Origin of the sequence: Flavobacterium sp. N2820 (assembly GCF_025947285.1) — a bacterium.
Taxonomy (GTDB): Bacteria; Bacteroidota; Bacteroidia; order Flavobacteriales; family Flavobacteriaceae; genus Flavobacterium.
This window is the reverse complement of record NZ_CP110008.1, coordinates 2453126-2477582: the sequence shown is the minus strand read 5'-3', so window position 1 is coordinate 2477582 and position 24457 is coordinate 2453126. Positions and strand designations below refer to the sequence as shown.

Annotated in this window: 18 protein-coding genes; 11 read left to right on the top strand and 7 right to left on the bottom strand. The window is 32.0% G+C overall.

Annotated features, from left to right (window positions below; all coding sequences use genetic code 11):
• Nucleotides 1-38: 38 nt before the first annotated feature.
• Complete coding sequence (locus tag OLM52_RS11615; protein ID WP_264548675.1) at nucleotides 39-2810, bottom strand: 2-oxoglutarate dehydrogenase E1 component; 2772 nt, start codon at nucleotides 2808-2810, stop codon at nucleotides 39-41.
• 116 nt (nucleotides 2811-2926) lie between these two features.
• Between OLM52_RS11615 and OLM52_RS11610 the strand changes: the two genes are divergently transcribed.
• The gene (locus OLM52_RS11610; protein ID WP_264548674.1) at nucleotides 2927-3472 is read left to right on the top strand and encodes a hypothetical protein; all 546 of its coding nucleotides are present in this window, start codon (nucleotides 2927-2929) and stop codon (nucleotides 3470-3472) included.
• Here OLM52_RS11610 and OLM52_RS11605 read toward each other — a convergent pair.
• Both OLM52_RS11605 and OLM52_RS11600 read right to left on the bottom strand, forming a co-directional pair.
• A complete protein-coding gene (locus tag OLM52_RS11605; RefSeq protein ID WP_264548673.1) occupies nucleotides 3469-3822 on the bottom strand; it encodes a hypothetical protein in 354 nt (117 codons plus the stop codon). The two genes, OLM52_RS11610 and OLM52_RS11605, sit on opposite strands and share 4 nt — an antisense overlap.
• A 47-nt stretch (nucleotides 3823-3869) precedes the next feature.
• Entirely contained in the window at nucleotides 3870-4844 is a 975-nt protein-coding gene (locus tag OLM52_RS11600; protein WP_264548672.1) for a polyprenyl synthetase family protein, read from the bottom strand.
• Nucleotides 4845-5005: 161 nt separating this feature from the next.
• On the opposite strand from OLM52_RS11600, the gene OLM52_RS11595 reads away from it, so the two are divergent.
• The 8 genes from OLM52_RS11595 to OLM52_RS11560 all read left to right on the top strand — a co-directional run bounded on the left by OLM52_RS11595 (nucleotide 5006) and on the right by OLM52_RS11560 (nucleotide 17933).
• Nucleotides 5006-5602: a TetR/AcrR family transcriptional regulator gene (locus OLM52_RS11595; protein WP_264550545.1), complete on the top strand. Its 597-nt coding sequence runs from the start codon at nucleotides 5006-5008 to the stop codon at nucleotides 5600-5602.
• Between the two features lie 3 nt (nucleotides 5603-5605).
• Nucleotides 5606-6946 carry a TolC family protein gene (locus OLM52_RS11590; RefSeq protein WP_264548671.1) on the top strand — a complete coding sequence of 447 codons (1341 nt, stop codon included), beginning with the start codon at nucleotides 5606-5608 and terminating at the stop codon, nucleotides 6944-6946.
• Nucleotides 6947-6951: 5 nt separating this feature from the next.
• Entirely contained in the window at nucleotides 6952-8019 is a 1068-nt protein-coding gene (locus OLM52_RS11585) for an efflux RND transporter periplasmic adaptor subunit (RefSeq protein WP_264548670.1), read from the top strand.
• 9 nt (nucleotides 8020-8028) lie between these two features.
• Nucleotides 8029-11205, top strand: coding sequence for an efflux RND transporter permease subunit (locus OLM52_RS11580; RefSeq protein ID WP_264548669.1), 3177 nt, complete (start codon nucleotides 8029-8031; stop codon nucleotides 11203-11205).
• Between the two features lie 103 nt (nucleotides 11206-11308).
• Nucleotides 11309-11899 (top strand): TetR/AcrR family transcriptional regulator, encoded by a 591-nt coding sequence (locus OLM52_RS11575; RefSeq protein WP_264548668.1) that lies wholly within the window; start codon nucleotides 11309-11311, stop codon nucleotides 11897-11899.
• A 21-nt stretch (nucleotides 11900-11920) separates the two neighbouring features.
• Entirely contained in the window at nucleotides 11921-13267 is a 1347-nt protein-coding gene (locus OLM52_RS11570) for a TolC family protein (protein WP_264548667.1), read from the top strand.
• Between the two features lie 9 nt (nucleotides 13268-13276).
• Nucleotides 13277-14440 carry an efflux RND transporter periplasmic adaptor subunit gene (locus OLM52_RS11565; protein WP_264548666.1) on the top strand — a complete coding sequence of 388 codons (1164 nt, stop codon included), beginning with the start codon at nucleotides 13277-13279 and terminating at the stop codon, nucleotides 14438-14440.
• Nucleotides 14441-14459: 19 nt separating this feature from the next.
• Nucleotides 14460-17933: an efflux RND transporter permease subunit gene (locus OLM52_RS11560; protein ID WP_264548665.1), complete on the top strand. Its 3474-nt coding sequence runs from the start codon at nucleotides 14460-14462 to the stop codon at nucleotides 17931-17933.
• A gap of 35 nt (nucleotides 17934-17968) precedes the next feature.
• Here OLM52_RS11560 and OLM52_RS11555 read toward each other — a convergent pair whose 3' ends face one another.
• The 4 genes from OLM52_RS11555 to OLM52_RS11540 form a co-directional block, all read right to left on the bottom strand.
• On the bottom strand, nucleotides 17969-19387 hold the full coding sequence (locus OLM52_RS11555) for a sensor histidine kinase (RefSeq protein WP_413614427.1): 1419 nt from the start codon (nucleotides 19385-19387) through the stop codon (nucleotides 17969-17971).
• Nucleotides 19388-19443: 56 nt separating this feature from the next.
• Complete coding sequence (locus OLM52_RS11550; RefSeq protein WP_264548663.1) at nucleotides 19444-20001, bottom strand: CopD family protein; 558 nt, start codon at nucleotides 19999-20001, stop codon at nucleotides 19444-19446.
• A gap of 52 nt (nucleotides 20002-20053) precedes the next feature.
• Complete coding sequence (gene hemH, locus OLM52_RS11545; protein ID WP_264548662.1) at nucleotides 20054-21070, bottom strand: ferrochelatase; 1017 nt, start codon at nucleotides 21068-21070, stop codon at nucleotides 20054-20056.
• Between the two features lie 104 nt (nucleotides 21071-21174).
• Nucleotides 21175-22047, bottom strand: coding sequence for a helix-turn-helix domain-containing protein (locus OLM52_RS11540; RefSeq protein ID WP_264548661.1), 873 nt, complete (start codon nucleotides 22045-22047; stop codon nucleotides 21175-21177).
• Nucleotides 22048-22277: 230 nt separating this feature from the next.
• Between OLM52_RS11540 and hemA the strand changes: the two genes are divergently transcribed.
• The gene (hemA, locus tag OLM52_RS11535) at nucleotides 22278-23534 is read left to right on the top strand and encodes a glutamyl-tRNA reductase (protein ID WP_264548660.1); all 1257 of its coding nucleotides are present in this window, start codon (nucleotides 22278-22280) and stop codon (nucleotides 23532-23534) included.
• Nucleotides 23531-24451, top strand: coding sequence for a hydroxymethylbilane synthase (gene hemC / locus OLM52_RS11530; RefSeq protein WP_264550544.1), 921 nt, complete (start codon nucleotides 23531-23533; stop codon nucleotides 24449-24451). Before hemA ends, hemC begins: the two co-directional genes overlap by 4 nt.
• The last annotated feature ends 6 nt before the right edge of the window (nucleotides 24452-24457 follow it).

Below are 24457 nucleotides of genomic sequence, written 5' to 3'. Positions count from 1 at the left end.
GTGTTAGTCTTAAACCTAAACTATTATCTGTTTTATTTTTATTGAAATAATGTTTTATCAAAAACCATTGCAATGGCATTCTTTTGACGTTTTTTAGAACGTTCATAACTACCCGCTGCTGGTGCACTATATGCTTTTGGCGAAGCTAATCTTAATTTTACTAAATCGAAATTCATTAACATAAACGAATAAGCTCCCATGTTTTTAGGCTCTTCTTGTGCCCAAACATAATCATCAACATTTGGATAACTGTCGATAATTGCTTTGATTTGGTCAACTGCTAATGGAAATAGTTGCTCTAAACGAACCACTGCCACATCGTTTCTACCTAATTCTTCTCTTTGTGCAATGATGTCAAAATATACTTTTCCAGTACATAAAACCAATGTTTTGATTGCTTTTTTGTCTTTTACATTTGGATCATCTAATACTTCTTGGAATTGTCCGTTTGCTAATTCGTCCATTGAAGATACTACATCTGGATGACGTAATAAACTTTTTGGAGAAAATACTACTAATGGCTTACGAAATTCTGTCTTTAACTGTCTTCTCATTAAATGGAAGAAGTTAGCTGGCGAAGTTACATCGGCAATATACATGTTGTGTTTTGCACACATTTGTAAATAACGTTCCATACGTGCTGATGAATGCTCTGCACCTTGGTTTTCATACCCGTGAGGCAACAACATTACCAATCCGTTTTGATTGTTCCACTTATCTTCACCTGCAGAAATGTATTGATCAATCATAATTTGAGCGCCGTTAGAGAAATCTCCAAACTGTGCTTCCCAAATGACTAAGGTTTTTGGCGATGCCAACGCATATCCGTATTCAAAACCTAAAACACCATATTCTGAAAGGTGTGAATTGTAGATATAAAAGTTTCCTTTTTTATCTTTAATTTTATCTAAAAGAATTACTTCTTCTTCTGAATCTTCTACTTTAACTACAGCATGACGGTGGGAAAATGTTCCTCGTTCAACATCTTGCCCAGAAATACGCACGTCAAAACCTTCTGAAATTAAGGAACCATAAGCTAATAATTCGCCCATTGCCCAGTCTAATTTATTGGTTTCAACCATGTTTTTTCTATCTCCAATTAACTTCGTAATCTTACTGATGAATTTTTTATCAGCAGGAAGTTCTGTAATGGTTTTAGCAATTTCTGTTAATTGTTTTTTATCAAATGAGGTATCAAACTTTTGAAGCATTACATCATCAGAAACTTGTTTGTAGCCTTCCCATTCATTTTCCATAAATGGTGAAATTACAGTTAAATCTTTTTTACGAGAAGCTTCTAAATTTTCATCTAATTTTGCTTTATATGCTTCTTCTAATTCTTTTACAAATCCAGCCGAAATCACATTTTCTTGTGCTAATTTCTCAGCATAAATATCTCTTGGATTTTTGTGTTTCGCAATTAATTTATATAAAACAGGTTGGGTAAAACGAGGCTCATCACCTTCGTTGTGACCGTATTTTCTATAGCCTAATAAATCGATGAAAACGTCTGTTCCAAATTCCATACGGTAATCTAAAGCAAATAACATCGCGTGAACTACTGCTTCTGCATCGTCTGCATTTACGTGTAAAACGGGAGATAATGTTACTTTAGCCACATCCGTACAATAAGTTGATGAACGTGCATCTAAATAATTGGTTGTAAAACCAACTTGATTATTAATTACCAAATGGATTGTTCCACCTGTTTTATAACCATCTAATTTAGCCATTTGAATGATTTCATACACAATACCTTGACCAGCTACTGCGGCATCACCGTGAACGGCAATCGGTAACACTTTTGAAAAATCATTTGGATAATTTCTATCTTGTTTTGCTCTTGTAATTCCTTCAATAACTGCGCCTACTGTTTCTAAGTGCGAAGGATTTGGAGCTAAATTTAAGTTAATTTTTTTGCCTGAATCGGTTACTCTATCTGAAGTTAATCCCAAGTGATATTTTACGTCGCCATCAAAATTTACATCCTCATCATAGTCTTTTCCATCAAATTCAGAGAAGATATTTTGAGTGTTTTTTCCAAAGATGTTTGCCAATACATTCAAACGACCTCTGTGTGCCATTCCCATTACAAATTGCTCTACTCCTTTATCAGCTGCAGCTTCCACTAAAGCGTCTAAAGCAGGAATTACCGCTTCACAACCTTCTAGAGAAAAACGTTTTTGACCTACATATTTAGTATGTAAGAAGTTTTCAAATGAAACCGCTTCGTTTAATTTTTTAAGAATATGTTTTTTCTTATCGGAAGAAAAGTTTGGCAAATTATCGTTGATGTCTAAACGATTTTTAATCCATTCTAATTTGTGTGGCTCACGAATATACATGTACTCCACTCCAATAGATTGACAATATACGTTTTCTAAATGTTTGATAATTTCAGCCAAAGAACAAGGCTTCATATTTACCATTTTAGCAGCATCAAAAACCGTATTCAAATCGGCTTGTGATAATCCAAAGTTTTCAAGTGCTAACGAAGGACCATGAATTCTTCTGTCTCGTACTGGATTTGTTTTTGTGAATAAATGCCCACGTGTTCTATATCCTTCAATTAATTTAAGAACATTGAACTCCTTTTGCATTTTTTCAGAAATTTCGCCCGAATCACCAGAAGCTACATGAGCCACTTGTTGCGCCATTTCTTCTGAGCCATAATTGGCTTGAGCAAAATCAAATCCTTGAAAAAAACTTCTCCAGCTTGGTTCTACGCTATCTGGATTTTGTAAATATTGTTCGTATAAATCTGCAAAAAATGCAGTGTGTGCAGCGTTTAAAAAGGAAAACCTATCCATATCGTGTTGTCTGAAAGACCTTTTAATTAAAAATATTACGCAAAAGTAAAACATTTTATGATAATCTTTCAAGGATTTTTATACTTTTATAACATTAATTTTTTGAAAATTGAATTATGAAAAAGAATTCCGTAATAGATTTAACACTTTTGTTAACTATTGTGTTTTTATTTGGTTTTAAATCTGAAATTTATGCACAAGAAAACACTCAAATTAAAACAAAAAGTGATTTTTGGAAACACGTACAATTTGGAGGTGGATTAGGTTTAGGATTCGGAAATGGGTATGCCGATATCATGGTAGCTCCAAGTGCTATTTACAACTTTAATTCCTATTTTTCAGCTGGATTAGGCGCTCAATACAACTACGTTAAACAACGAAATTTTTACAGTGCTAATATGTATGGAGGTAGTTTAATCGCTTTGTTTCACCCAATTGAGGAACTTCAAATTTCAAGTGAGTTAGAGCAATTAAGGGTCAATAGAACTTTTGAAGATTCTTTTGGAAGTGAAAAACAGGATTTTTGGAATACCGCTTTATTTTTAGGTGCGGGTTATCGCAATCAAAATGTAACTATTGGAATTCGATACAATGTTTTGCATAAAGACAGAGACAATATATATGCAGAAGCTTTTATGCCGTTTGTGCGGATTTATTTCTAATACTTATTTCGAAACCACACTTTTTGCCATTCACGTTTTAACACTAAAAAAGCAACTTGTTCTGATAATTCTACTAAGTCTGAACCATCTAATTTTTTAATTTGTTCCTCTGGAACATCAATTATGTATAGTAAATTTAGGTATTCAGCAAATTTATATTGAATGAGTTTATATATTTTTTCTTGTACCAAATTTTTAAATTCAAACGGAAAAATACTTGTTGGCACATCTAAAGATTCATTTGCCAAAGCAAAATCTTTGTTGGTTTGCTCAATCAATTTAAAGTACAAATGCTCTTCTTCGGCTTGCGAAATTAGTGCATCTATATTTTGTGGGTTTACAAAATTCATTTTATTTTAAAATTGACACATTACCGAATTGATAAATTGGCACACTGTTAAACGTTTCTTCCCATTAAATTCTCACCAAAAGCTTTCAAAATAGCTTTCTTTTCAGCTTCGATATCCATTTTTTCTAAAGTTTCAAATGCTTTAAAAGTATAGTCTTGAATCGCTTTTTTAGTAGCTTCACTTGCTCCAGATGCATTAAAAATGGCTTTTACTGATTCTATTTTATCTGTATTTTCTGAAGGCTGAATGGAAAACAAATGTAATAATTGTTGTTTGTGTTCGGCTTGCGAAAACTCAATTGCTTTCAAATATAAATAGGTTTTTTTGTTTTCAATGATATCGCCTCCCACTTGCTTTCCAAAGGTTTCGGGATTTCCGAAAGCATCTAAATAATCATCTTGTAATTGGAATGCGATACCTAAATTTAATCCAAAATCGTATATCAAATTGGCATTTTCTTCTGAAGTTTCTGCAACAATTGCCCCCATTTTCATTGCCGCACCAACTAAAACTGCTGTTTTATATTCAATCATTTTTAAATATTCTGGAATAGTAACATCGTCACGCATTTCAAAATCCACATCATATTGTTGTCCTTCACAAACTTCTAAAGCGGTTTTACTAAATAATTTTGCTAATTTCTGGAATGTTTTTGGTTCGTAATTTTCAAAAAATTGATACGCCAAAATCAACATTGCATCACCCGATAAAATTCCGGTATTCAAATCCCACTTTTCATGAACGGTTTGATTGCCTCTTCGTAAAGGAGCATCATCCATAATATCATCGTGAATTAATGAAAAATTATGAAACACCTCAACAGCTGTTGCCGCAGGAATGGCTTTTTCGCTATCAACATTAAAAACTTCACAAGCCATTAAAGTCAAAACTGGTCGCATTCTTTTTCCACCAAGCGATAAAATATACTCGATAGGTTCGTATAAATTTTTTGGCTCTTTGTTGGCAACAATTTGCGAAAAATGATGGGTCATTTTTTCTTGGTAATAGGATATAGAATGCATTATTTGAATTTTTTGCTAAAATACTCCAATATTCTGAAATGAGACGAATATATCAAATGTTAAATTTTCGTAAAAACTTTGGAAACTATTTTTGTGTTAAAAGTTTCCGATATACATTTGTACCCGAAAATAAAATCCCAAAAAGCGATTTTAGAGAAATGATGAAAGATAAAATTATTAATAAAGCGAAAGAAATGTTTTTGAGACTTGGTTTCAAGAGCATTACTATGGATGATATTGCTTGCGAAATGTGTATTTCAAAAAAAACGATTTACAAGTATTTCAGCAATAAAGATGTTTTAATTGAACAAAGTGTTGAATTGGTTCACAAAGAAGTTCATGAAACGATAGACAAAATTGTATCTAAAAACTTCAACGCAATCGAAGAAAATTTTGAAATTAAAAGAATGTTTAGAGAAATGTTTCGTTCTGCAGAATCTTCACCTATTTATCAGTTAAAAAAACACTATCCTGAAGTATATGCAAAAGCATTAAGTACTCAAATTGAAGTATGCGAAACGTGTTTCAGGGAAAACATTCTAAAAGGCATCAGAGAAGGCTTGTATAGAGAAAATTTAGATGTTGACAATTATGTAAAATTTTATTACACGTTAATTTTTAATATCAATGAAAATACGATGTTAGAAAAAGATGCTCATGAATTAGAAGTTAAAGCATTAGAGTATCACATTAGAGCCATGGCTACATTAGCTGGAATTATTGAATTAGGAAAACACCTTAAAAACCCAATTATATAAACAATGAAGAAAACGATCCTCATAACATTATTAACTTTTACACTGTCAGTAAGTGCGCAAGAAGTGGCACCACTAACATTAAAAGACGCTATAACTTTTGCGCTTGAAAACAAAGCAGAAGCTAAGAAAGCAAAATTAGAAGTAGAAAATAGCGAGTATAAAATTCAAGAAGTTCGCTCTAGAGCTTTACCGCAAATTTCGGCTAATGGTAGCTTGAATTATAATCCTATTTTACAAACAACGGTAATAGATGGAGATAATTTTGGTGCACCTGGTACAACTATTCAAGCTGCCTTTGGGCAAAAATGGAATTCTGGAGCTGGTGTTTCTTTAAACCAAGCTTTGTTTGACCAATCGGTATTTACAGGATTGAAAGCAGCAAAAACCACTAGGGAATTTTATCAAATAAACGCACAATTAACAGAAGAACAAGTTATTGAACGTGTTGCAAATGCGTATTATCAAGTATATGTTCAGCAACAAAAACTTATCGTAGTTGATAATAACTTGAAAAACACAAACAAAGTAAAAGACATCATCAAAGGACAATTTGATAATGGTTTAGCTAAAAAAATTGATTACGACAGAATTACCGTTCGTGTAAACAATATCAATTCATTACGTCAGCAAATTTTAAATGCAATTTCGCTTCAAGAAAACGCCTTAAAATTTTATATGGGAATGCCAATGGAAAACAAAATCATCATTCCTAATACTGCTTTTGAAGTTACACCACAAGATTTATCATCAACAGCGGATGTTACTGGAAGAACCGAATATTTGTTACTAAAAAAACAAGAACAATTATTAACGTACCAAAAAAAGGTAGTTCAGGCGGCATATTATCCAACACTTTCATTAAGCGGAAGTTATAACTATATCGGTCAAGGTCCAGAGATGCCTCTTTTTGCAAAGCCATCAGATGGTGTTTATTGGTCTGATTATGCCTCAATTGGTTTAAATTTAAGAGTGCCACTTTTTGCTGGATTTGGAACAAGAGCAAAAGTAAGACAAGCAAATAATGCTTTAAATTCTTTAAAAGTTGATCTTGATGATACAAAATTGGCATTGGATTTAGCTTTTGATAATGCAAAAAAGCAACTTGAAAACAGTTTGATAACCATCAACAATCAAAAAGAAAACGCACAACTTGCTCAAGAAGTGTTTAACAATACGAATAACAATTACACGCAAGGATTAGCTGCATTAACCGATTTATTAGATGCTGAAAATGCAATGGTTGAAGCACAAAACAATTATACCAATGCTATTTTAGAATACAAATTAGCAGAAATTCAATTTATAAAATCAAAAGGCGAACTAAAAACACTAACCAATAAATAATTAAAATGAAAAAGAAAATTATAACCATAGTAATCATTTTAGCCTCATTAGGTTTAATCGGATTTATATTATCAAAAAACAAAACTGAGAACGAAGCTAAAACAGCAATTGTTGCAGAAAAAAATGCGTCGGTTTCAGTAAAAGTTGACACTGTAAAAACTGAAGAAGTTTCTTTAGATTTCGTATCAAACGGAAATTTTGAACCAATTCAAGAATTAAAATTTGCTGCTGAAAAGTCTGGAAAAGTAACTCAAGTTTTAGTAAAAGAAGGAGATTATGTAAAAGCAGGACAAACACTTGCTATTGTAAGAAGCGATGTTATAAACGTAAATGCGCAAAACGCAAATGCCGTGTATCAAAATGCTGTTGCAGATTACACAAGATTTGAAAATGCTTTTAAAACAGGTGGTGTAACAAAACAACAATTAGACCAAGCAAGATTAGCAATGGTAAATGCTAAAACAAATTTAACGCAAGCTAACATCAACGTAGGTGATACCAGAATTAAGGCACCAATTAATGGTTTTATCAATAAAAAATTCATTGAACCAGGATCTATTTTATCTGGAATGCCTCCAACAGAATTGTTCGAAATTGTAAACGTATCTAAATTAAAATTAAAAGTTACGGTTAATGAAAGTCAAGTGGCGAGCTTAAAAGTAGGAAGCGTAATTAAAATAGGTTCAAATGTGTATCCTGACAAAGAATTTACAGGAAAAATTACTTTTATTGCTCCAAAAGCAGATGCAAGTTTAAACTTTCCAGTTGAAATTGAAATTACAAACAATACTTCAAACGATTTAAAAGCAGGTATGTATGGAACAGCAAAATTTGCTTCAAACCAACAAAAACAAACTTTGAAAATTGTACCAAGAAATGCATTTGTTGGAAGTGTTAGCAGCAATGAAATTTTTGTAATTGAAAACGGAACGGCGAAACTTAAAAAAGTAACAGCGGGTAGAATTTTAGGTGACAAAGTAGAAATCTTAGACGGATTATCTAACGGAGAAATTGTAATTGTAACTGGACAAATCAACTTACAAGACGGAAACGCTGTTGAAGTTATTAAATAATCAAAATATATGAAATTAGCAGAAATATCGATAAAACGTCCGTCGTTAGTAATTGTATTGTTTACAATTCTAACACTTGGTGGACTGTTCAGTTATAGCAATTTAGGCTACGAATTGATTCCTAAATTTGAAACTAACGTAATTACGATTGCCACAATTTATCCTGGTGCATCGCCAAGTGAAATTGAAAATACGGTAACTAAAAAAATTGAAGATGCCGTAGCTTCTTTAGAAAACATCAAAAAAATTGATGCAAAATCATACGAAAGTTTATCAACCGTATCTATCACATTAACTTCAAATGCAGATGTTAATATTTCGATGAACGATGCGCAACGTAAAATTAACGCTATCATTAGTGATTTACCAGATGATGCCGAAACACCTTCGTTAACTAAATTCTCCTTGAGTGATTTACCTATTATGACTATTGGTGCCAACGGAAAAATGGACGAAGTTGCCTTTTACGACTTAATTGATAAAAAATTAGCTCCGATTTTATCTCGTGTTCAAGGTGTTGCGCAAGTAAACATCATTGGTGGACAAGAGAGAGAAATTCAAGTAAATCTTGATGCAGTAAAAATGCAAGGTTACGGACTTTCGATTCCGCAAGTGCAACAAAATATTTTATCATCAAATTTGGATTTCCCTACAGGAAACATTCAAACGCGTGACCAAAAAATATTAATTCGTTTAGCCGGAAAATATAAAAATGTTGAAGAATTAAGAAACTTAATTGTGTCATCAAGAAACGGAATTCAAGTTCGTTTAGGTGATATTGCAGATGTTCAAGACACGCAAAAAATTGCTGAAAAAGTTGCTCGTGTAGATCAAAAAAGTGCTATTCTTTTACAAATTGTAAAACAATCCGATGCAAATGCTGTAGCGGTAAGTGAAGAATTGGTAAAAACCATCAACAAATTAGAAAACGATTATAAATCTAAAGGTTTACAATTAGAAATTGCAAAAGACAGTACTATTTTCACATTAGAAGCAGCTGATGCAGTGGTTCACGATTTACTTATTGCCGTTATATTAGTGGCATTAGTAATGTTGTTTTTCTTACACAGTGTTAGAAACTCGTTAATTGTAATGGTTTCGATTCCTGCTTCGTTAATTGCAACTTTCATTGGGATTTACTTAATGGGATATACCTTAAACTTAATGAGTTTATTAGGATTATCATTAGTAGTTGGTATCTTGGTGGATGATGCGATTGTAGTATTGGAAAACATTTACCGCCACATGGAAATGGGTAAAAACAAAGTTCGTGCTGCTTATGACGGAACTGCCGAAATTGGAGGAACGGTTGTATCGATTACATTAGTAATCGTGGTAGTATTTTTACCAATTGCAATGAGTACAGGATTAGTTTCTAACATTATTACGCAATTCTGTGTAACCGTTATTATTTCTACTTTATTGTCGTTAGTGGCTTCGTTTACTATTATACCTTGGTTATCTTCTAGATATGGAAAATTAGAACACATTACTGGTAAAACCTTTTTCGGAAGAATTATCCTTGGATTTGAAAGTTATTTAACTCGTTTTACTGACTGGGTTTCAGGATTGTTGACTTGGTGTTTAGACCATTATATTAAAACATTCATTGTTGTTTTCACTTTATTTATTGCTTCAACAATAGGATTAATGGGTGGTGGATTTATTGGAGGTGAATTCTTCGCTGCGTCTGACAGTGGTGAATTTTTAGTTCAAATTGAAATGCCAAAAGACGCTTCGTTAGAACAAACCAATTTCATGACACAAAAAGCAGAAGCTTTCTTGAAAAAAGAAGAATATGTTCACAGTCAAATTACGACTATTGGGCAAACTAGTGAAGGTTTAGGAGCTTCTCAAGCAACCGCTTATAAATCGGAGATTAACGTAAAAATGGTTGGTTTAGACAAACGTGACGAACCAGCAAACGTTTATGCTGCCAAAACAAAACGTAAATTAGAAAAAATCTTAGTTGGAGCAAAAGTTAAAACGGTTCCAGTAGGTATTTTAGGAACTGCTGAAGATGCTACTTTAGGATTAATCGTTACTGGTCCAAATGTAGAAACAGCAATGGCATTTGCAAAAGCTGCTGAAAAAGAATTACGCACGATTCCTGGAGCAACAGAAATTGAATTATCGGTAGAAGATGGAAATCCAGAAGTAAACGTTCAAGTGGACAGAGATAAAATGGCTGCGCTTGGTTTAAGTTTACAAACTGTAGGTATGACCATGCAAACTGCATTTAGCGGAAATACTGATGGTAAATTTAGAGCTGGAGAATATGAATACGACATCAACATTAAATATAATGCATTCGACAGAAAAAGTATTGCCGATGTAAGTAACTTAATTTTCATTAACGATAGAGGTGAACAAATTAAATTAATACAATTTGCTACCGTTTCTGAAAGTTCTGGTCCAAGTGAATTAGAACGAAGAGACAAATCAGCATCGGTAACTGTAAAAGGTCAAAATGTGGGGGTTGCTTCAGGAACTATTGTATCGCAATGGCAAGAAAAAATTGATAAATTAGAAAAACCTACAGGTGTAGATTACATTTGGGGTGGTGACATGGAAAATCAATCGGAAGGTTTTGGAACACTTGGAATTGCTTTATTAGCGGCTATTATCTTGGTTTACCTTGTAATGGTTTCGTTATACGACAGTTTTGTGCATCCATTTGTAGTATTATTTGCGATTCCGCTTTCGTTTATTGGTGCAATGTTGGCATTAGCCTTAACTAATAATACTTTGAATATTTTTACCATTTTAGGTATCATCATGCTAATTGGTCTGGTTTGTAAAAATGCGATTATGTTGGTGGATTACACGAATCAAAGACGTAAAGCTGGAGAAAGTATTAGAACAGCATTAATTCAAGCAAATCATGCAAGGTTACGTCCAATTTTAATGACCACAATTGCGATGGTATTTGGTATGTTCCCAATTGCATTAGCTTCTGGTGCTGGAGCAGAATGGAAAAATGGTTTGGCTTGGGTAATTATTGGTGGATTAATTTCATCGTTATTCTTAACCTTAATTGTGGTTCCTGTAATTTATGAAATCATGGAGAAAATAATCGCTAAATTCTCTAAAGGAGAAAAAACAGATTATGAAGCTGAAATGGTTGCCGATTATGTTCACACAGAATTAAGTGAAGACGGTTTTAACCCGAAACACACTCTATAAGATTTAAATCTTTTATTTTAAAAAAACAGCTACAATTTGTAGCTGTTTTTTGTTTTCAAAAGTAAAACATTCAATTTACAAATGTACCTTTGCAAAAAAACAAATGAAAAACAGAATTTTACAAAAATCAACCGACATGTTTTTGAGACTTGGTTTCAAAAGCATTACAATGGATGATATTGCTTGCGAAATGTGTATTTCAAAAAAAACAATTTATAAATACTTCTCCAATAAAGACTTACTGATTGAAGAAAGTGTTCAAATGGTTCATAAGGAAGTGCATGAAACAATCACTAAAATTGTATCTCAAAACTTTAATGCCATTGAAGAAAATTTCGAAATCAGGAGAATGTTCAAAGAAATGTTCAAATCTACTGAATCATCACCAATATATCAGTTAAAAAAACACTATCCAGAAATTTACGAAAAAATTTTAACCATGCAAGTTAGTGTTTGCGAAGAATGTTTTCGTGACAATATTATTAAAGGAATTAAAGAAGGTTTATATCGAAAAGATTTAGATATTGAAAATTATGTGAAGTTTTATTACACTCTAATTTTTAGTATTAACGAAAACACTATGCTTGAAAAAGATGCTCAAGAATTAGAATTAAAAGCTTTAGAATACCACATAAGAGCTATGGCTACATTAGCAGGTATAAAAGAACTTGAAAAACAAATACTGAATCATTAATTAAAAATCAATAATCATTAAATGAAACAAAAACTAATACTAACCTTATTGTTCGTTTCACTATTCTTGAACGCACAAGATAAAAAAGAAACCTATAGCTTTACATTGCAACAAGCAATTGATCATGCTATTGAAAACAACTACAGTTCAATTAATGCAAAACGTGATATTGAAGCTGCCAAACAAAAAAAATGGGAAACAACTGCTTCCGGACTTCCACAAATTACCAGTAATTTACAGTATTTAAACAATCTTGACTTTCAAGTACAAGGGGTTTCTGGAAATGCGTTTAATCCGGGTGGTGATCCAAATGAAATTTCAACTATTGCTTTTGGAACAAAACACAGCGCAAATGCTTCCGCAACATTAAACCAATTAATTTTTGATGGATCCTATATTGTAGGATTGCAATCGGCTAAAGTGTATTTGCAAATTTCTCAAAATGCAAAAGAAAAAACCGATTTAGAAATCAAAGAAATGGTTACGAATGCCTATGGAAATGTACTTTTAGCTAGAGAAAGTGTTTTAATCTTTGAAAAAAACAAAACCACTTTAGAAAAAACATTATTTGAAACCAGTGAAACTTTTAAAAACGGTTTGACCGAAGAAGAAAACGTAGAGCAACTTCAAATTACGTTAACACAATTGAAAAGTTCTTTATCGAATGCCCAAAAAAGAGCCGAAATTGCATTAAATCTTCTTAAAATTTCTATGGGAATTGACATTAATAACGATGTAACGCTTACAGAAAAACTTGATGATTTAGCAGTTAAAAATGTAGATTTAGCTGTACTTGCTCAAGAATTTGATTCAACAAGTTCTATAGATTATAAAATCCAACAAAACAATGAAGAATCAAAACGTTTGTTATTAAAATTAGAGCGTTTTAGAGCACTGCCAACTATTGGAGCGCAATTGAACTATGGTGCAAATACATTTTCTAATGAATTTGATATTATTTCAACACAACAAAAATGGTATAATTACTCAAATTTTGGAGTAAATATTAGTTTACCAATATTCAGTAGTTTTAGAGATAAAGCCAGAACACAACAAGCAAAAATTGCTTTTGAACAAGCAAAAACACAACTTACCGAAACAGAACAACGTTTAAAACTTCAGTTTCAACAAGCTAAAACCGATTATGAATTTAGTATAGAACAATATGCTGCCTCAAAAAGTAATTTAAAATTAGCCGAAAGAATTGAAGGTAAACAACAAATAAAATTCAAAGAAGGACTTTCTACAAGTTTTGAATTTACCGAAGCACAACGTCAATTATACACAGCACAACAAGATTATTTACAAGCTATGATTGATGTTTTAAACAAAAAAGCAACTTTAGACAAACTAACCAATAAAAAATAAAAATACATAATGAAAAAAATACTATACATCAGTTTATTAGGTTTACTAATTACTTCTTGTGGAGGTGATTCAAAAACTGCTTCTGTTGACAAAGCGATTGAATCAAAGGATTTAACAACAATCAAAACTACAAGAGCCGAAATTCAGAAACAATATGATGCAATTGGAGCCGAATTAGCTAAACTTGATTTGGCTATTGCCGAATTAGACACACTAAAAAAATCAGCTTTAGTAACAACTGCAATTGTTAACGACACTATTTTCACGCATTACATTGACATTCAAGGAAATGTGGATACCAAACAAAACCTTATTATTTACCCAGAATATTCGGGAGTATTAACTCAAGTATATGTAAAATCAGGGCAAAAAGTAAATAAAGGGCAAATTTTAGCACGAATTGATGATGGTGGTTTAAGCAATCAATTGGCACAGATGGAAACACAAGCTACATTGGCAAAAACTACATTTGAAAGACAAAAAAATCTTTGGGATAAAAAAATTGGTTCAGAAATTCAATTTTTACAAGCAAAAACCAATTACGAAGCACAAATGAAGGCGGTTGCACAAATGAAGGCGCAACTTGGAAAAACAATTGTAAAAGCGCCATTTAGTGGTGTTATTGACGAAGTAATTACTGAAAAAGGTCAAGTAGTTGGCCCTGGACAACAATTAATGCGTATTGTAAATTTATCAGATATGTATGTTTCTGCAAATGTTCCTGAAAGTTTCATTGGGAAAATTAAAAATGGAGCAATCGTAGATGTTGAAGTAAAATCTACTGGTAAAATATATAAAGGAAAAGTGAGACAAATTGGAAATTATATTAATCCAAACAATAGAAACTTTAGTATTGAAGTAGCGGTTCCAAACTCAGATAATTTATTGCGCCCAAATCAAGTAGCTGTTTTAAAAATCGAAGACTACAAAAAACCAAATGCTATTTTAGTTCCAGAAAGTATTGTTACTGAAAATGCCGTTGGCGAAAAAATTATTTATACGGTTGATACTTCTGGTAAAGAACCAAAAGCAATCAAGAAAACCATTGTAGTAGGTTTAACTTCTGGTGCAAATATTGAAGTAAAATCTGGATTAAACAAAGGGGAACAAATCATTATTGAAGGCGCAAGAAGCGTTCAAAATGGCGATATTGTTGAAATTATTAAAAAATAGGTACTAAAAAATTATTGGTATGAGTAATAAAATAACCAAAAGCTTCGGAATTTCAACATGGGCCATTAATAATAAAATGACCGTGTATGTAATTACAGCTATTATCTTGATAGGCGGATTAATTTCCTACTATTCAATGCCTCGTGAAGATTTCCCTGAAATTATTGAAACTAAAATTTACGTTAGTTCAATCAACCCAGGAAATGCAGCTGAAGATGTTGAAAAACTAATCACAAAACCTTTAGAAGAAGAGTTTAACAATATATCCGGTGTCACTAAAATTACCTCAAACACACTTCAAGATTATTCTATGATTTTAGTGGAGTTTGATGAAGATATCTCGGTTGATGCAGCCAAGCAAAAAGTAAAAGACAAAGTAGATTTAGTAAAATCTGAAACGGATTGGCCAACCATGCCAGGAGGCGAAAAGGTAGAACCAAACGTTTTCGATTTAAACATTGCTGAAGAACAACCTATCTTAAATATTAATTTATCGGGAGATTTACCTTTAGATAAATTAAAAGATTATGCCGAATATTTAGAAGATAAAATCGAAAGATTACCACAAATTAAAGAAGCAGCTATTCGTGGTGCGCAAGAAAAAGAAGTGGAAATCGCAGTAGATATTTACAAAATGACGGCAGCTCAAGTCAGTTTTGATGATATTATTGGAGCTGTTTCTAGAGAAAACACAACCATTTCTGGTGGAAATGTAGTCAATAACGGCATCAAGAAAAACATTCGTGTAGTAGGAGAAATTGAAAATCCTGCCGAATTGGAAGATGTTGTGGTTAAAAAACAAGATGGTGTGGTGTATCTTAAAGATATTGCAACCATTAAGTTTCAACCTAAAGAAGCTACAACACATGCCAGAGAATATGGTAATGCAGTAGTAATGTTAGATGTTAAAAAACGTAGCGGTAAAAACATGATTGAGGCTACAGAAAGCATCAAACAAATTGTAAAACAAGCACAAGACGATTATTTTCCATCGAATTTAAAAATTTCTATGGCAAATGATCAATCTTCAAGAACCATTAACCAAGTAGATGATTTGGTAAATAACATCATTTTTGGAGTATTACTCGTTGTTGGTGTTTTGATGTTTTTCTTAGGATTTAGAAGTGCCCTTTTTGTAGGTTTTGCCATTCCGCTTTCTATGTTTATGTCGTACATTATTTTAGCTTCATTTGGAGTAACTTTAAATACGATGGTATTATTTGCCTTAGTAATGGGACTCGGAATGCTAGTTGATAACGGAATTGTAGTAGTAGAAAACGTACATTCGTTAATGAGTCAAGGCTTAAGCCGAAAACAAGCCGCTATTGAAGGAGTTGGAGAAATTGCTTGGCCAATCATTGCATCAACAGCCACCACTTTAGCTGCCTTTTTCCCATTAGGGTTATGGCCTGGAACAATGGGTAAATTCATGATTTATTTCCCTATGACGCTTTCAGTTGTATTATTTTCATCATTATTTGTAGCATTAGTTATCAATGCCCTTATTAATGCCGAATTTATGCAATTGGAAGAGAAAGAAATGTCTCAAAAAACATTAATTCGTTTGAGTAGCATTGTTGGAGGAATAGGAATAATTTTAGTAATTCTTGGTTTTTCAACCAGCACAGATGGTTTAAAAGGAATTGGAAATTTAATGGTTTTCTTTGCCGTAATGCTTTGGATTTACAAATATTATTTAGCAAGAGCTCAAAAATATTTTATGGAAGTTTCATTAGTTAAACTTGAAAATTTTTACAAAAAATCCCTGATTTATGTTTTGAGTGGTAAAAGACCTTATTATTTCTTATTTGGAACAGTTGGTTTATTAATTTTCTCATTTATTTTAGTGGGAATTGCCCAGCCAAAAGTATTATTCTTTCCGGAGAATCAACCTAATCAAATTATAACGTATATCGAATTCCCTGAAGGAACCGATATTGCTAAAACAAATGCTTTTACAAAAGAAGTTGAGAAAAAAGTATATGCTGTAGCCAATAAATATACCGATGAAGAGAATTTTAACTTTATGGTTGAATCGGGTGTAGCACAAGTTGGTGAAGGTGCTGGAAATCCTCAAACCGATGGTGGTTCACAAAATGAAATGCCACACAGAGGAAAAATTACTTTATCAATGCGTGAATTTAAGTTTAGAAAAGGAGTTGAAAGTAGCGATTTAATGAATGAAATTCGTGCAGCTGTTAAAGGTTATCCTGGTGTTTCCATCATTGTCGAAAAAGATCAAAACGGACCACCTTCAGGTTATCCGATCAATGTTGAAATTTCTGGTGAAAATTATAACGACATGTTAATTGAAGCTGAAAAAGTTAAAGATTTTATCAACTCGAAAAACATTGCTGGAATTGAAGAATTAAAACTAGATGTTAATAAATCAAAACCTGGTTTAGAAGTAATCGTAGACCGAAAAGTAGCGGGACAACTAGGGGTTTCAACAGCTCAAGTAGGACAAACATTACGTCGTTCTGTATACGGAGAAAAAATTTCTACTTATAAAGAAGACAAAGATGATTATGAAATAAATGTGCGTTTTAACGAAGATTTAAAAAATGATAACAGTGCTATTTTCAATCAGCCAATCACATTTAGAGATCAAGCTACTGGAAGATTACAACAAGTTCCAATTGCTGCGTTAGTAGAAAAAACAAATACATCTTCATTCAACACCATTAAACGTAAAAACTTAAAACGAGTAATTACAGTATATTCAAATGTATTGGAAGGTTATAATGCCAATGAAATTGTAGGTGCTTTGAAAAAAGAAATGGCAACTTATAAAATGCCAAAAGACACTAATTTCGCTTTTACTGGTGAACAAGAAGAACAAGAAAAAAACTCTTCGTTCTTATTTAAAGCTTTGTTAATTGCAATGGGAGGCATTATTTTAGTAATGGTAGCTCAATTTAATTCGATTTCAAAACCAGCTATTATTATGTTTACTGTGATTTTGAGTTTTATTGGAGTTTTCCTTGGATTGGTTATTTTTAGAAACGATTTCGTAATCATTATGACCATGATGGGTATTATTTCTCTTGCCGGAATTGTTGTAAACAACGGAATTGTATTGATAGATTACACTCAATTATTATTAGACCGAAAAGTAGCCGAATTAGGTTTAGAAGAAGGCGCAATCTTAAGTAAACAAGATTATTTTGATGCTATAGTTGAAGGAGGTCGTTCAAGATTACGTCCTGTATTGTTAACGGCTATTACAACGGTTTTAGGATTAATTCCATTAGCAATTGGTTTAAATATCGACTTCTTTGGATTATTTATCAACTACAATCCTAATATCTATATGGGTGGAGATAACGTAATTTTCTGGGGACCTTTAGCAAAAACGGTTATTTACGGATTAATATTTGCAACATTCCTTACGTTGATTATTGTTCCCGTGATGTTCTTCTTATTAAACAGAATGAAAATCAAAATTAAGAGTCGAAAAAACAAAGACACTGAAATCTTACCATCAGTATAAAACAAAAAAGTCCCGATTTAATCGGGACTTTTTTATTATAATGGTTTATTTATTGGGAAAGAAACCAGAAATTCGGTTCCAATGTTTAATTCAGTTTCAAAAGTAATTGTTCCGTGGTAATTTTCGATAATATTTTTAATAATTGCTAGACCAAGCCCCATTCCACTTGATTTTGTCGTAAATTTTGGCTCAAAAATTCGTGCTGCATTTTCTTCTGAAATTCCTTTTCCATTATCTTTTACTGCAATTTTCACTTGATTATCTTCTCTAAAAACGGTCACAAAAACAAGCTTATGTTCTTGCTCTTCCGGAATAGATTGAATAGCATTTTTTACCAAATTTGTGATTACACGTATTAGTTGCGTTCGGTCCAATTTGGCAATAATTTCGTCTTCTAATGCAGAAAATTGAATAAAATCTTCGTTAAAAATTTCCAATGCCATTTTAACAATAAACACCACATTTAAGGTTTCATTTTGTTGTGCAGGCATAGTTGCAAAGTTAGAAAAAGCACTTGCCACCGAACTCATTGTGTCTATTTGTTGTAAAATGGTTTGTGTGTAATCATTTAATTTTTTTGCAATATTAGGATCGTTTACATCAAACTTACGTTGAAAACTTTGCACCGTTAAACGCATTGGAGTAAGCGGGTTTTTAATTTCATGGGCTACTTGTTTTGCCATTTCGCGCCATGCTTGTTCCCGTTCACTTTGTGCTAATATAGTGGCACTTTCTTCTAATTTATCCACCATATTATTGTAGGAATTAATTAAAAGATTAATTTCCTTACTTCCATCTTCAATTACAATTTTTTCGTTGCGTTGATCTAATTGTGTTTGCTGAATTTTATCACTAATAATTTTTAATGATTTTGTAATATAACTCGATAAAAAGTAAGACAAAACAATTGCAATAAGAAACATGAACGTATAGACCTGTCCAAAACGAATTAAGAAATTTTGAACTTCATTGTCATAAAACTCTGCATCTTCTTCATACGGTAAATTTAAAATAGCAAGCGGCTTAAATTTATTATCTTTTAAATAAGAATAGGATGATCGAAACGTTCTATCGTCAACATTTGAAAATTCTATATACCTTTTATCCAATGAAGATTGAATGATTTTTAAGGTTGATGCATTTATTTTTGGTTTGTCTTTGTCTAGTCTAAAAATAGCTTTTGATGAAATTAATAAGTTTCCTTTTAAATCAAAAAAATTAATTTCCATACTATGAATATCTGCTAATTCAAAAATTTTATCTTTAAAAATTAACGGAATATTTTTTGTATTTAATGGATAAGTCGTCGTTTGTAAAACATAATTTATATGCTCAGCAATAGCGGTTTCCTTTCGTTCTAAACGATCTTGATGGTATTCTCTTGCCTCATTTCTAAATTGATAAATAGAAACCGTAGCAATAAGTATAGACGCAATAAGTGTTAAGAATATCATGGATAGAAATATTCTTATTCGAAGTGAAAGATTTTTAATATTAAAAATTCTATCCATTAACTGTTTTGATTCTTTTCTCTTATTTTTTTATACCATTTGAATCCTAACATAATAACTATCGAAAAAACAAAAATTCCGATGACGCCATAAATCCAATTAATTGCATTTTTTAAAATTACTAAAAAAACAACTGCAAATAAAATTATAGTAGCACCTTCATTCCAAATTCTGAAAAAATTACTTGAATGTTTTACTTCGTTACTTTGCAATTGCTTAAAAATTTGGTGGCATTTTAAATGATACAAATACAATAAAAACACGAAAGCTAATTTTACATGCATCCAAGGTTGAGCCATCCAAACTTTTCCAACTTCCGTAAAAAACAACATCCAAAAAGCAAAAACACTTGCCAAAACGGCACTTGGCCATGTAATTATATACCACAAACGGTATTGCATTAATTGGTATTGTTTAATCAAAATGTCTTGTTCAGGTTGTGGTTTTTGTTTGGCCTCTGCGTGATAAACAAATAAACGGACAATGTAAAACAACCCAGCAAACCAAGTGATTACAAAGATTAAATGCAATGATTTTATGTAGTTGTAAAGTTCCATATTTCAGTTTTCAGTTTTCAGTCGCAGGTGTTTACTGAGACTGTAAACTAATTTAGTTATTTTTAAATTCTTTAATCCAATTCGCAACCACAGCACACCATTCATCTTCATCATTTAAACACGGAACTGCCATGAATTCTTCACCGCCATGATGCAAAAATTGTTCGTTGGCTTCCATAGCAATTTCTTCTAAAGTTTCTAAACAATCGGCAACAAATGCTGGCGTTACAACCGCTAATTTCTTAATGCCTTGTTCTGGCATTTTGTTGATTTCTACATCTGTATAAGGTGTTAACCATTTATCACCTGCTAAACGCGATTGAAAGGTTTGGCTGTATTTTCCTTCTGGAATTCCTAATAATTTTACAACTTGTTTTGTAGTTTCATAACATTGATGACGGTAACAAAATTCGTGTGCTGGAGAAGGCGTGTTGCAACAAGAACCATCAATTTTACAATGCGATTTCGTTACATCTGTTTTACGAATATGGCGTTTTGGAATTCCGTGATACGAAAATAATAAATGGTCATATTCAAATCCTTCCAAATGCTTTTTAATAGAATTTGCCAAAGCCTGAATAAAATCGGGTTTGTTATAAAATGCGGGAACATTAGTAAATGTCATTTCTGGAAAATGCTTCTGACGTAATTCTTCTGCCAAAACTAAAATAGTAGTAGTTGAAGCCATGGCGTGTTGAGGATATAAAGGCAAAAGCATTACTTCGGTTACACCTTTATCTTTTAATTCTTGTAATCCTTTTAAAATGGTCATAGTTCCATAACGCATGGCTAAAGCAACCGGAACATCAACCAATTTTTGAACCTTTTGGTGCATTTTTTTAGAAATCACAATTAAAGGAGAACCTTCGCTAGTCCAAATTCGTGCATAGGCTTCAGCCGATTTTTTTGGACGCGTTTGCAAAATAATTCCTCTAACTAATAATGCACGCAATAAAAACGGAACATCAATTACGTATTTATCCATTAAAAATTCATCTAAATACGGCTTTACATCTTTTGCTGTTGGGCTTTCTGGTGATCCTAAATTTACTAATAATACTCCTTTCATATGGCAATTGTTTTTTTATAAAAGTAATTCATTTGGTTTTCTTACTTTTTAAATTATCATTTTTTTATTTATAGTTTGATATACGAAATTGATATCAATTGGTTTTATACATTCGTGTTCAAATTCATTAAATATTTTTTTGGTGTTGTCCCAAATTTCTTTTTAAAAGCTGCAATAAAATGACTTCCCGTGCTGTATCCGATTTTTAAACCTACTTCATTTACATTATATGAACCACTATCAAGCAATTGACGGGCATAATCCATTTTGTATTCAAATAAAAAGCCATAAACCGTATCGCCATAAATTTGCTTGAAACCCATTTTTAATTTCTTCAAACTTAATCCCACTTGTTCAGATAATTCTTCTAAACCTGGTGGCTCAGCCATATTAGAAATCATAATTTCTTTGGCTTTTTTTATTTTTAATACATTTTCTTCGTCTATCAAAAACGGACATTGTTCTGCATTTGGATCTTCAGAACGGTTAAAATACAAACTCAATAATTCGTAACCTTTTCCTTTATAGTATAGGTTTTTAATGAACGAGTTGAGGTTGTAATGGAACAATTGACTCAACACAATTGCCATCGACGGACTGATATCGTTTTCTTTATAGTACTTTTTATCTTTGTTTTCTTCGCTCAAAAACGGAATATGTTCTGCTTGAGATGAAAACAGACCATGAAATTTTTTTATCGAAATAATCACCGATACAATCCAAGTGTGTGGTGCCAATTCAAGATTAAGCGGCAATTCTTTTTGCGGATTATAAAACAAAAGTGACTTCTCTTCCTTTAAATCCAATGCATAATTTCCTTGATTGAAGATAAATTTTCCTTTTCCTTTTAAGCCAAAATGAAATTGAATAAATCCTTGATTTACAGGTTTTTGAATTCGATACATTTCGTCTCCATCATTTTGAAAAAGATATAAAATAAAATCATTTTCAATTTTTATTTCTTCTTGAGAACCCATAGCGATATTTTTTCGTATATAGTTACAAACAAAAATCAAATTGTTATTTAGAATTATTCTATATAGTTAAATTCAAAACACTTGATTTTGCTACAAATTTAATAGAAATAACGCTAAAAAGATGAATTAGATACAAAATATCTTTTATCGATACAAAAAGTCCTTTGAGCGTTACTTTTATAAATGGCATACTAATAATTTTGTTAAACTTTTAGGAAAGAGTATAAACCATGGAAAACAATACATTTGCGAAACATCCAACTTTCTACGCAGTAGGTTTAAGTTACAAAAAAGCCGATGCGGAAATGAGAGGTAAATTTAGTTTAGATGATAAAGCTAAGCAAAATTTATTACATCAAGCAAAAGCAGAAGGATTGGAAAGTTTAGTAGTTACTTCGACTTGCAATAGAACTGAAATTTATGGTTTTGCACAACATCCATTTCAATTAATTAAATTACTATGCGAAAATAGTCAAGGAACTGTTGAAGATTTTCAAAAAGTTGCTTTTGTATATAAAAACACGGAAGCAATTTCACATATGTTTCGTGTAGGAACAGGTTTAGATAGTCAAATTCTAGGTGATTTTGAAATCATAAGCCAACTAAAAAATGCTTTTGTTCAAAGCAAAGAGCTTAATTTGGCAAACGCTTTCCTAGAACGATTGGTTAATGCAGTAATTCAAGCAAGTAAAAAAATCAAAACAGACACACAAATTTCATCAGGAGCAACATCTGTTTCTTTTGCATCTGTGCAATATATCTTTAAAAATGTAGAAGATATTTCTAATAAAAATATTTTACTTTTTGGAACCGGAAAAATTGGAAGAAATACGTGTGAAAATTTAGTAAAACATTCGAAACACGAACACATTACCCTAATCAATCGAACAAAAGATAAAGCCGAAAAAATTGCCAACAAACTAAACGTAATTGTAAAAGATTATGCTGATTTGCAATTAGAAATTCAAAAAGCTGATGTTTTAGTCGTAGCAACTGGAGCTTTAAATCCTACGGTTGATAAAGCCATTCTAAATCTGAAAAAACCATTGTTAATTTTAGATTTATCTATTCCAAAAAATGTAAACGAAAACGTAAACGAATTAGATGGTGTTACATTAGTTCATATGGATCAATTGGCTCAAATGACCGATGAAACGTTAGAAAATAGAAAAAAACATATTCCTGCTGCCGAAGCAATTATTGAAGAAATTAAAGATGAATTTTTAGCTTGGACAAAACAACGCAAATTTGCACCAACAATTCATGCTTTAAAAGCAAAATTGAATTCTATTAAAGAAGGTGAATTGAATTTTCAACGTAAGAAAATTTCAAACTTTGACGAAGAACAAGCCGAATTAATTAGCGCAAGAATCATTCAAAAAATCACCAATCATTTTGCAAATCATTTAAAAGATGATGAAACCATGGTAGACGAAAGCATCGAATGGATTGAAAAAATTTTTCAAATTGAAACGGCTGTAAAATAATGAGTAAAATTATACGTATTGGAACTCGTGACAGCGAATTAGCACTTTGGCAAGCATACACTGTTCAAAAAAAATTAAATGATTTAGGTTATCAAACTGAGATTACAGCAGTTAAATCGCAGGGAGATATTCTACTTGACAAACCACTTTATGAATTAGGAATCACAGGAATTTTTACCAAAACATTAGACATTGCCATGTTAAACGGTCAAGTAGATATTGCCGTACATTCTATGAAAGATGTTCCAACTGCTTTACCCATTGGAATTGTACAAGCTGCAGTTTTAGAACGCGCCAACACACTCGATATTTTAGTTCATAAAGGCAATTTAGACTTTTTAAATTCAAACGGAACTATCGCCACTGGAAGCTTACGCAGACAAGCGCAATGGTTGAACAAATATCCCAATCATACTGTAGTTGATTTACGTGGAAATGTAAATACGCGGATGCAAAAATTACAAGATAGTGATTGGAACGGAGCTGTTTTTGCGGCTGCAGGATTAGAACGAATTAACTTAAAACCAGAAAATTATATCGATCTAGACTGGATGGTTCCAGCACCTGCACAAGGCGCAATGGTTGTGGTGGCAATGAAAAATGATGATTTCTGTAAAGAAGCATTGTCGAAACTAAATCACTCTGAAACAGAAATTTGCACACATATTGAGCGTGAATTTTTAAAAACATTAGAAGGTGGTTGTACAGCTCCAATTGGTGCTTTGGCAACATTTTCTTCAGATAAAATTAATTTTGAAGGCGTTTTATTTTCTTTAGACGGAAAAGAAAAACATACAATCAAAAAAAGTTGTACTTTTGATTCTTATAAAAACTTCGGAAAAAATTGTGCCGAAGAAATTTTAAACAATGGTGGAAGTGCTTTGATGGAAAGCATTCGTCGTGATTTAAAAAAGTAATTTTAT

Excerpts from the sequence above, each read along its gene's own strand:
- OLM52_RS11615 (WP_264548675.1), bottom strand. The coding sequence starts at position 2,810 with ATGGATAGGTTTTCCTTTTTAAACGCTGCACACACTGCATTTTTTGCA.
- OLM52_RS11610 (WP_264548674.1), top strand. The coding sequence starts at position 2,927 with ATGAAAAAGAATTCCGTAATAGATTTAACACTTTTGTTAACTATTGTG.
- OLM52_RS11605 (WP_264548673.1), bottom strand. The coding sequence starts at position 3,822 with ATGAATTTTGTAAACCCACAAAATATAGATGCACTAATTTCGCAAGCC.
- OLM52_RS11600 (WP_264548672.1), bottom strand. The coding sequence starts at position 4,844 with ATGCATTCTATATCCTATTACCAAGAAAAAATGACCCATCATTTTTCG.
- OLM52_RS11595 (WP_264550545.1), top strand. The coding sequence starts at position 5,006 with ATGAAAGATAAAATTATTAATAAAGCGAAAGAAATGTTTTTGAGACTT.
- OLM52_RS11590 (WP_264548671.1), top strand. The coding sequence starts at position 5,606 with ATGAAGAAAACGATCCTCATAACATTATTAACTTTTACACTGTCAGTA.
- OLM52_RS11585 (WP_264548670.1), top strand. The coding sequence starts at position 6,952 with ATGAAAAAGAAAATTATAACCATAGTAATCATTTTAGCCTCATTAGGT.
- OLM52_RS11580 (WP_264548669.1), top strand. The coding sequence starts at position 8,029 with ATGAAATTAGCAGAAATATCGATAAAACGTCCGTCGTTAGTAATTGTA.
- OLM52_RS11575 (WP_264548668.1), top strand. The coding sequence starts at position 11,309 with ATGAAAAACAGAATTTTACAAAAATCAACCGACATGTTTTTGAGACTT.
- OLM52_RS11570 (WP_264548667.1), top strand. The coding sequence starts at position 11,921 with ATGAAACAAAAACTAATACTAACCTTATTGTTCGTTTCACTATTCTTG.
- OLM52_RS11565 (WP_264548666.1), top strand. The coding sequence starts at position 13,277 with ATGAAAAAAATACTATACATCAGTTTATTAGGTTTACTAATTACTTCT.
- OLM52_RS11560 (WP_264548665.1), top strand. The coding sequence starts at position 14,460 with ATGAGTAATAAAATAACCAAAAGCTTCGGAATTTCAACATGGGCCATT.
- OLM52_RS11555 (WP_413614427.1), bottom strand. The coding sequence starts at position 19,387 with ATGATATTCTTAACACTTATTGCGTCTATACTTATTGCTACGGTTTCT.
- OLM52_RS11550 (WP_264548663.1), bottom strand. The coding sequence starts at position 20,001 with ATGGAACTTTACAACTACATAAAATCATTGCATTTAATCTTTGTAATC.
- hemH (WP_264548662.1), bottom strand. The coding sequence starts at position 21,070 with ATGAAAGGAGTATTATTAGTAAATTTAGGATCACCAGAAAGCCCAACA.
- OLM52_RS11540 (WP_264548661.1), bottom strand. The coding sequence starts at position 22,047 with ATGGGTTCTCAAGAAGAAATAAAAATTGAAAATGATTTTATTTTATAT.
- hemA (WP_264548660.1), top strand. The coding sequence starts at position 22,278 with ATGGAAAACAATACATTTGCGAAACATCCAACTTTCTACGCAGTAGGT.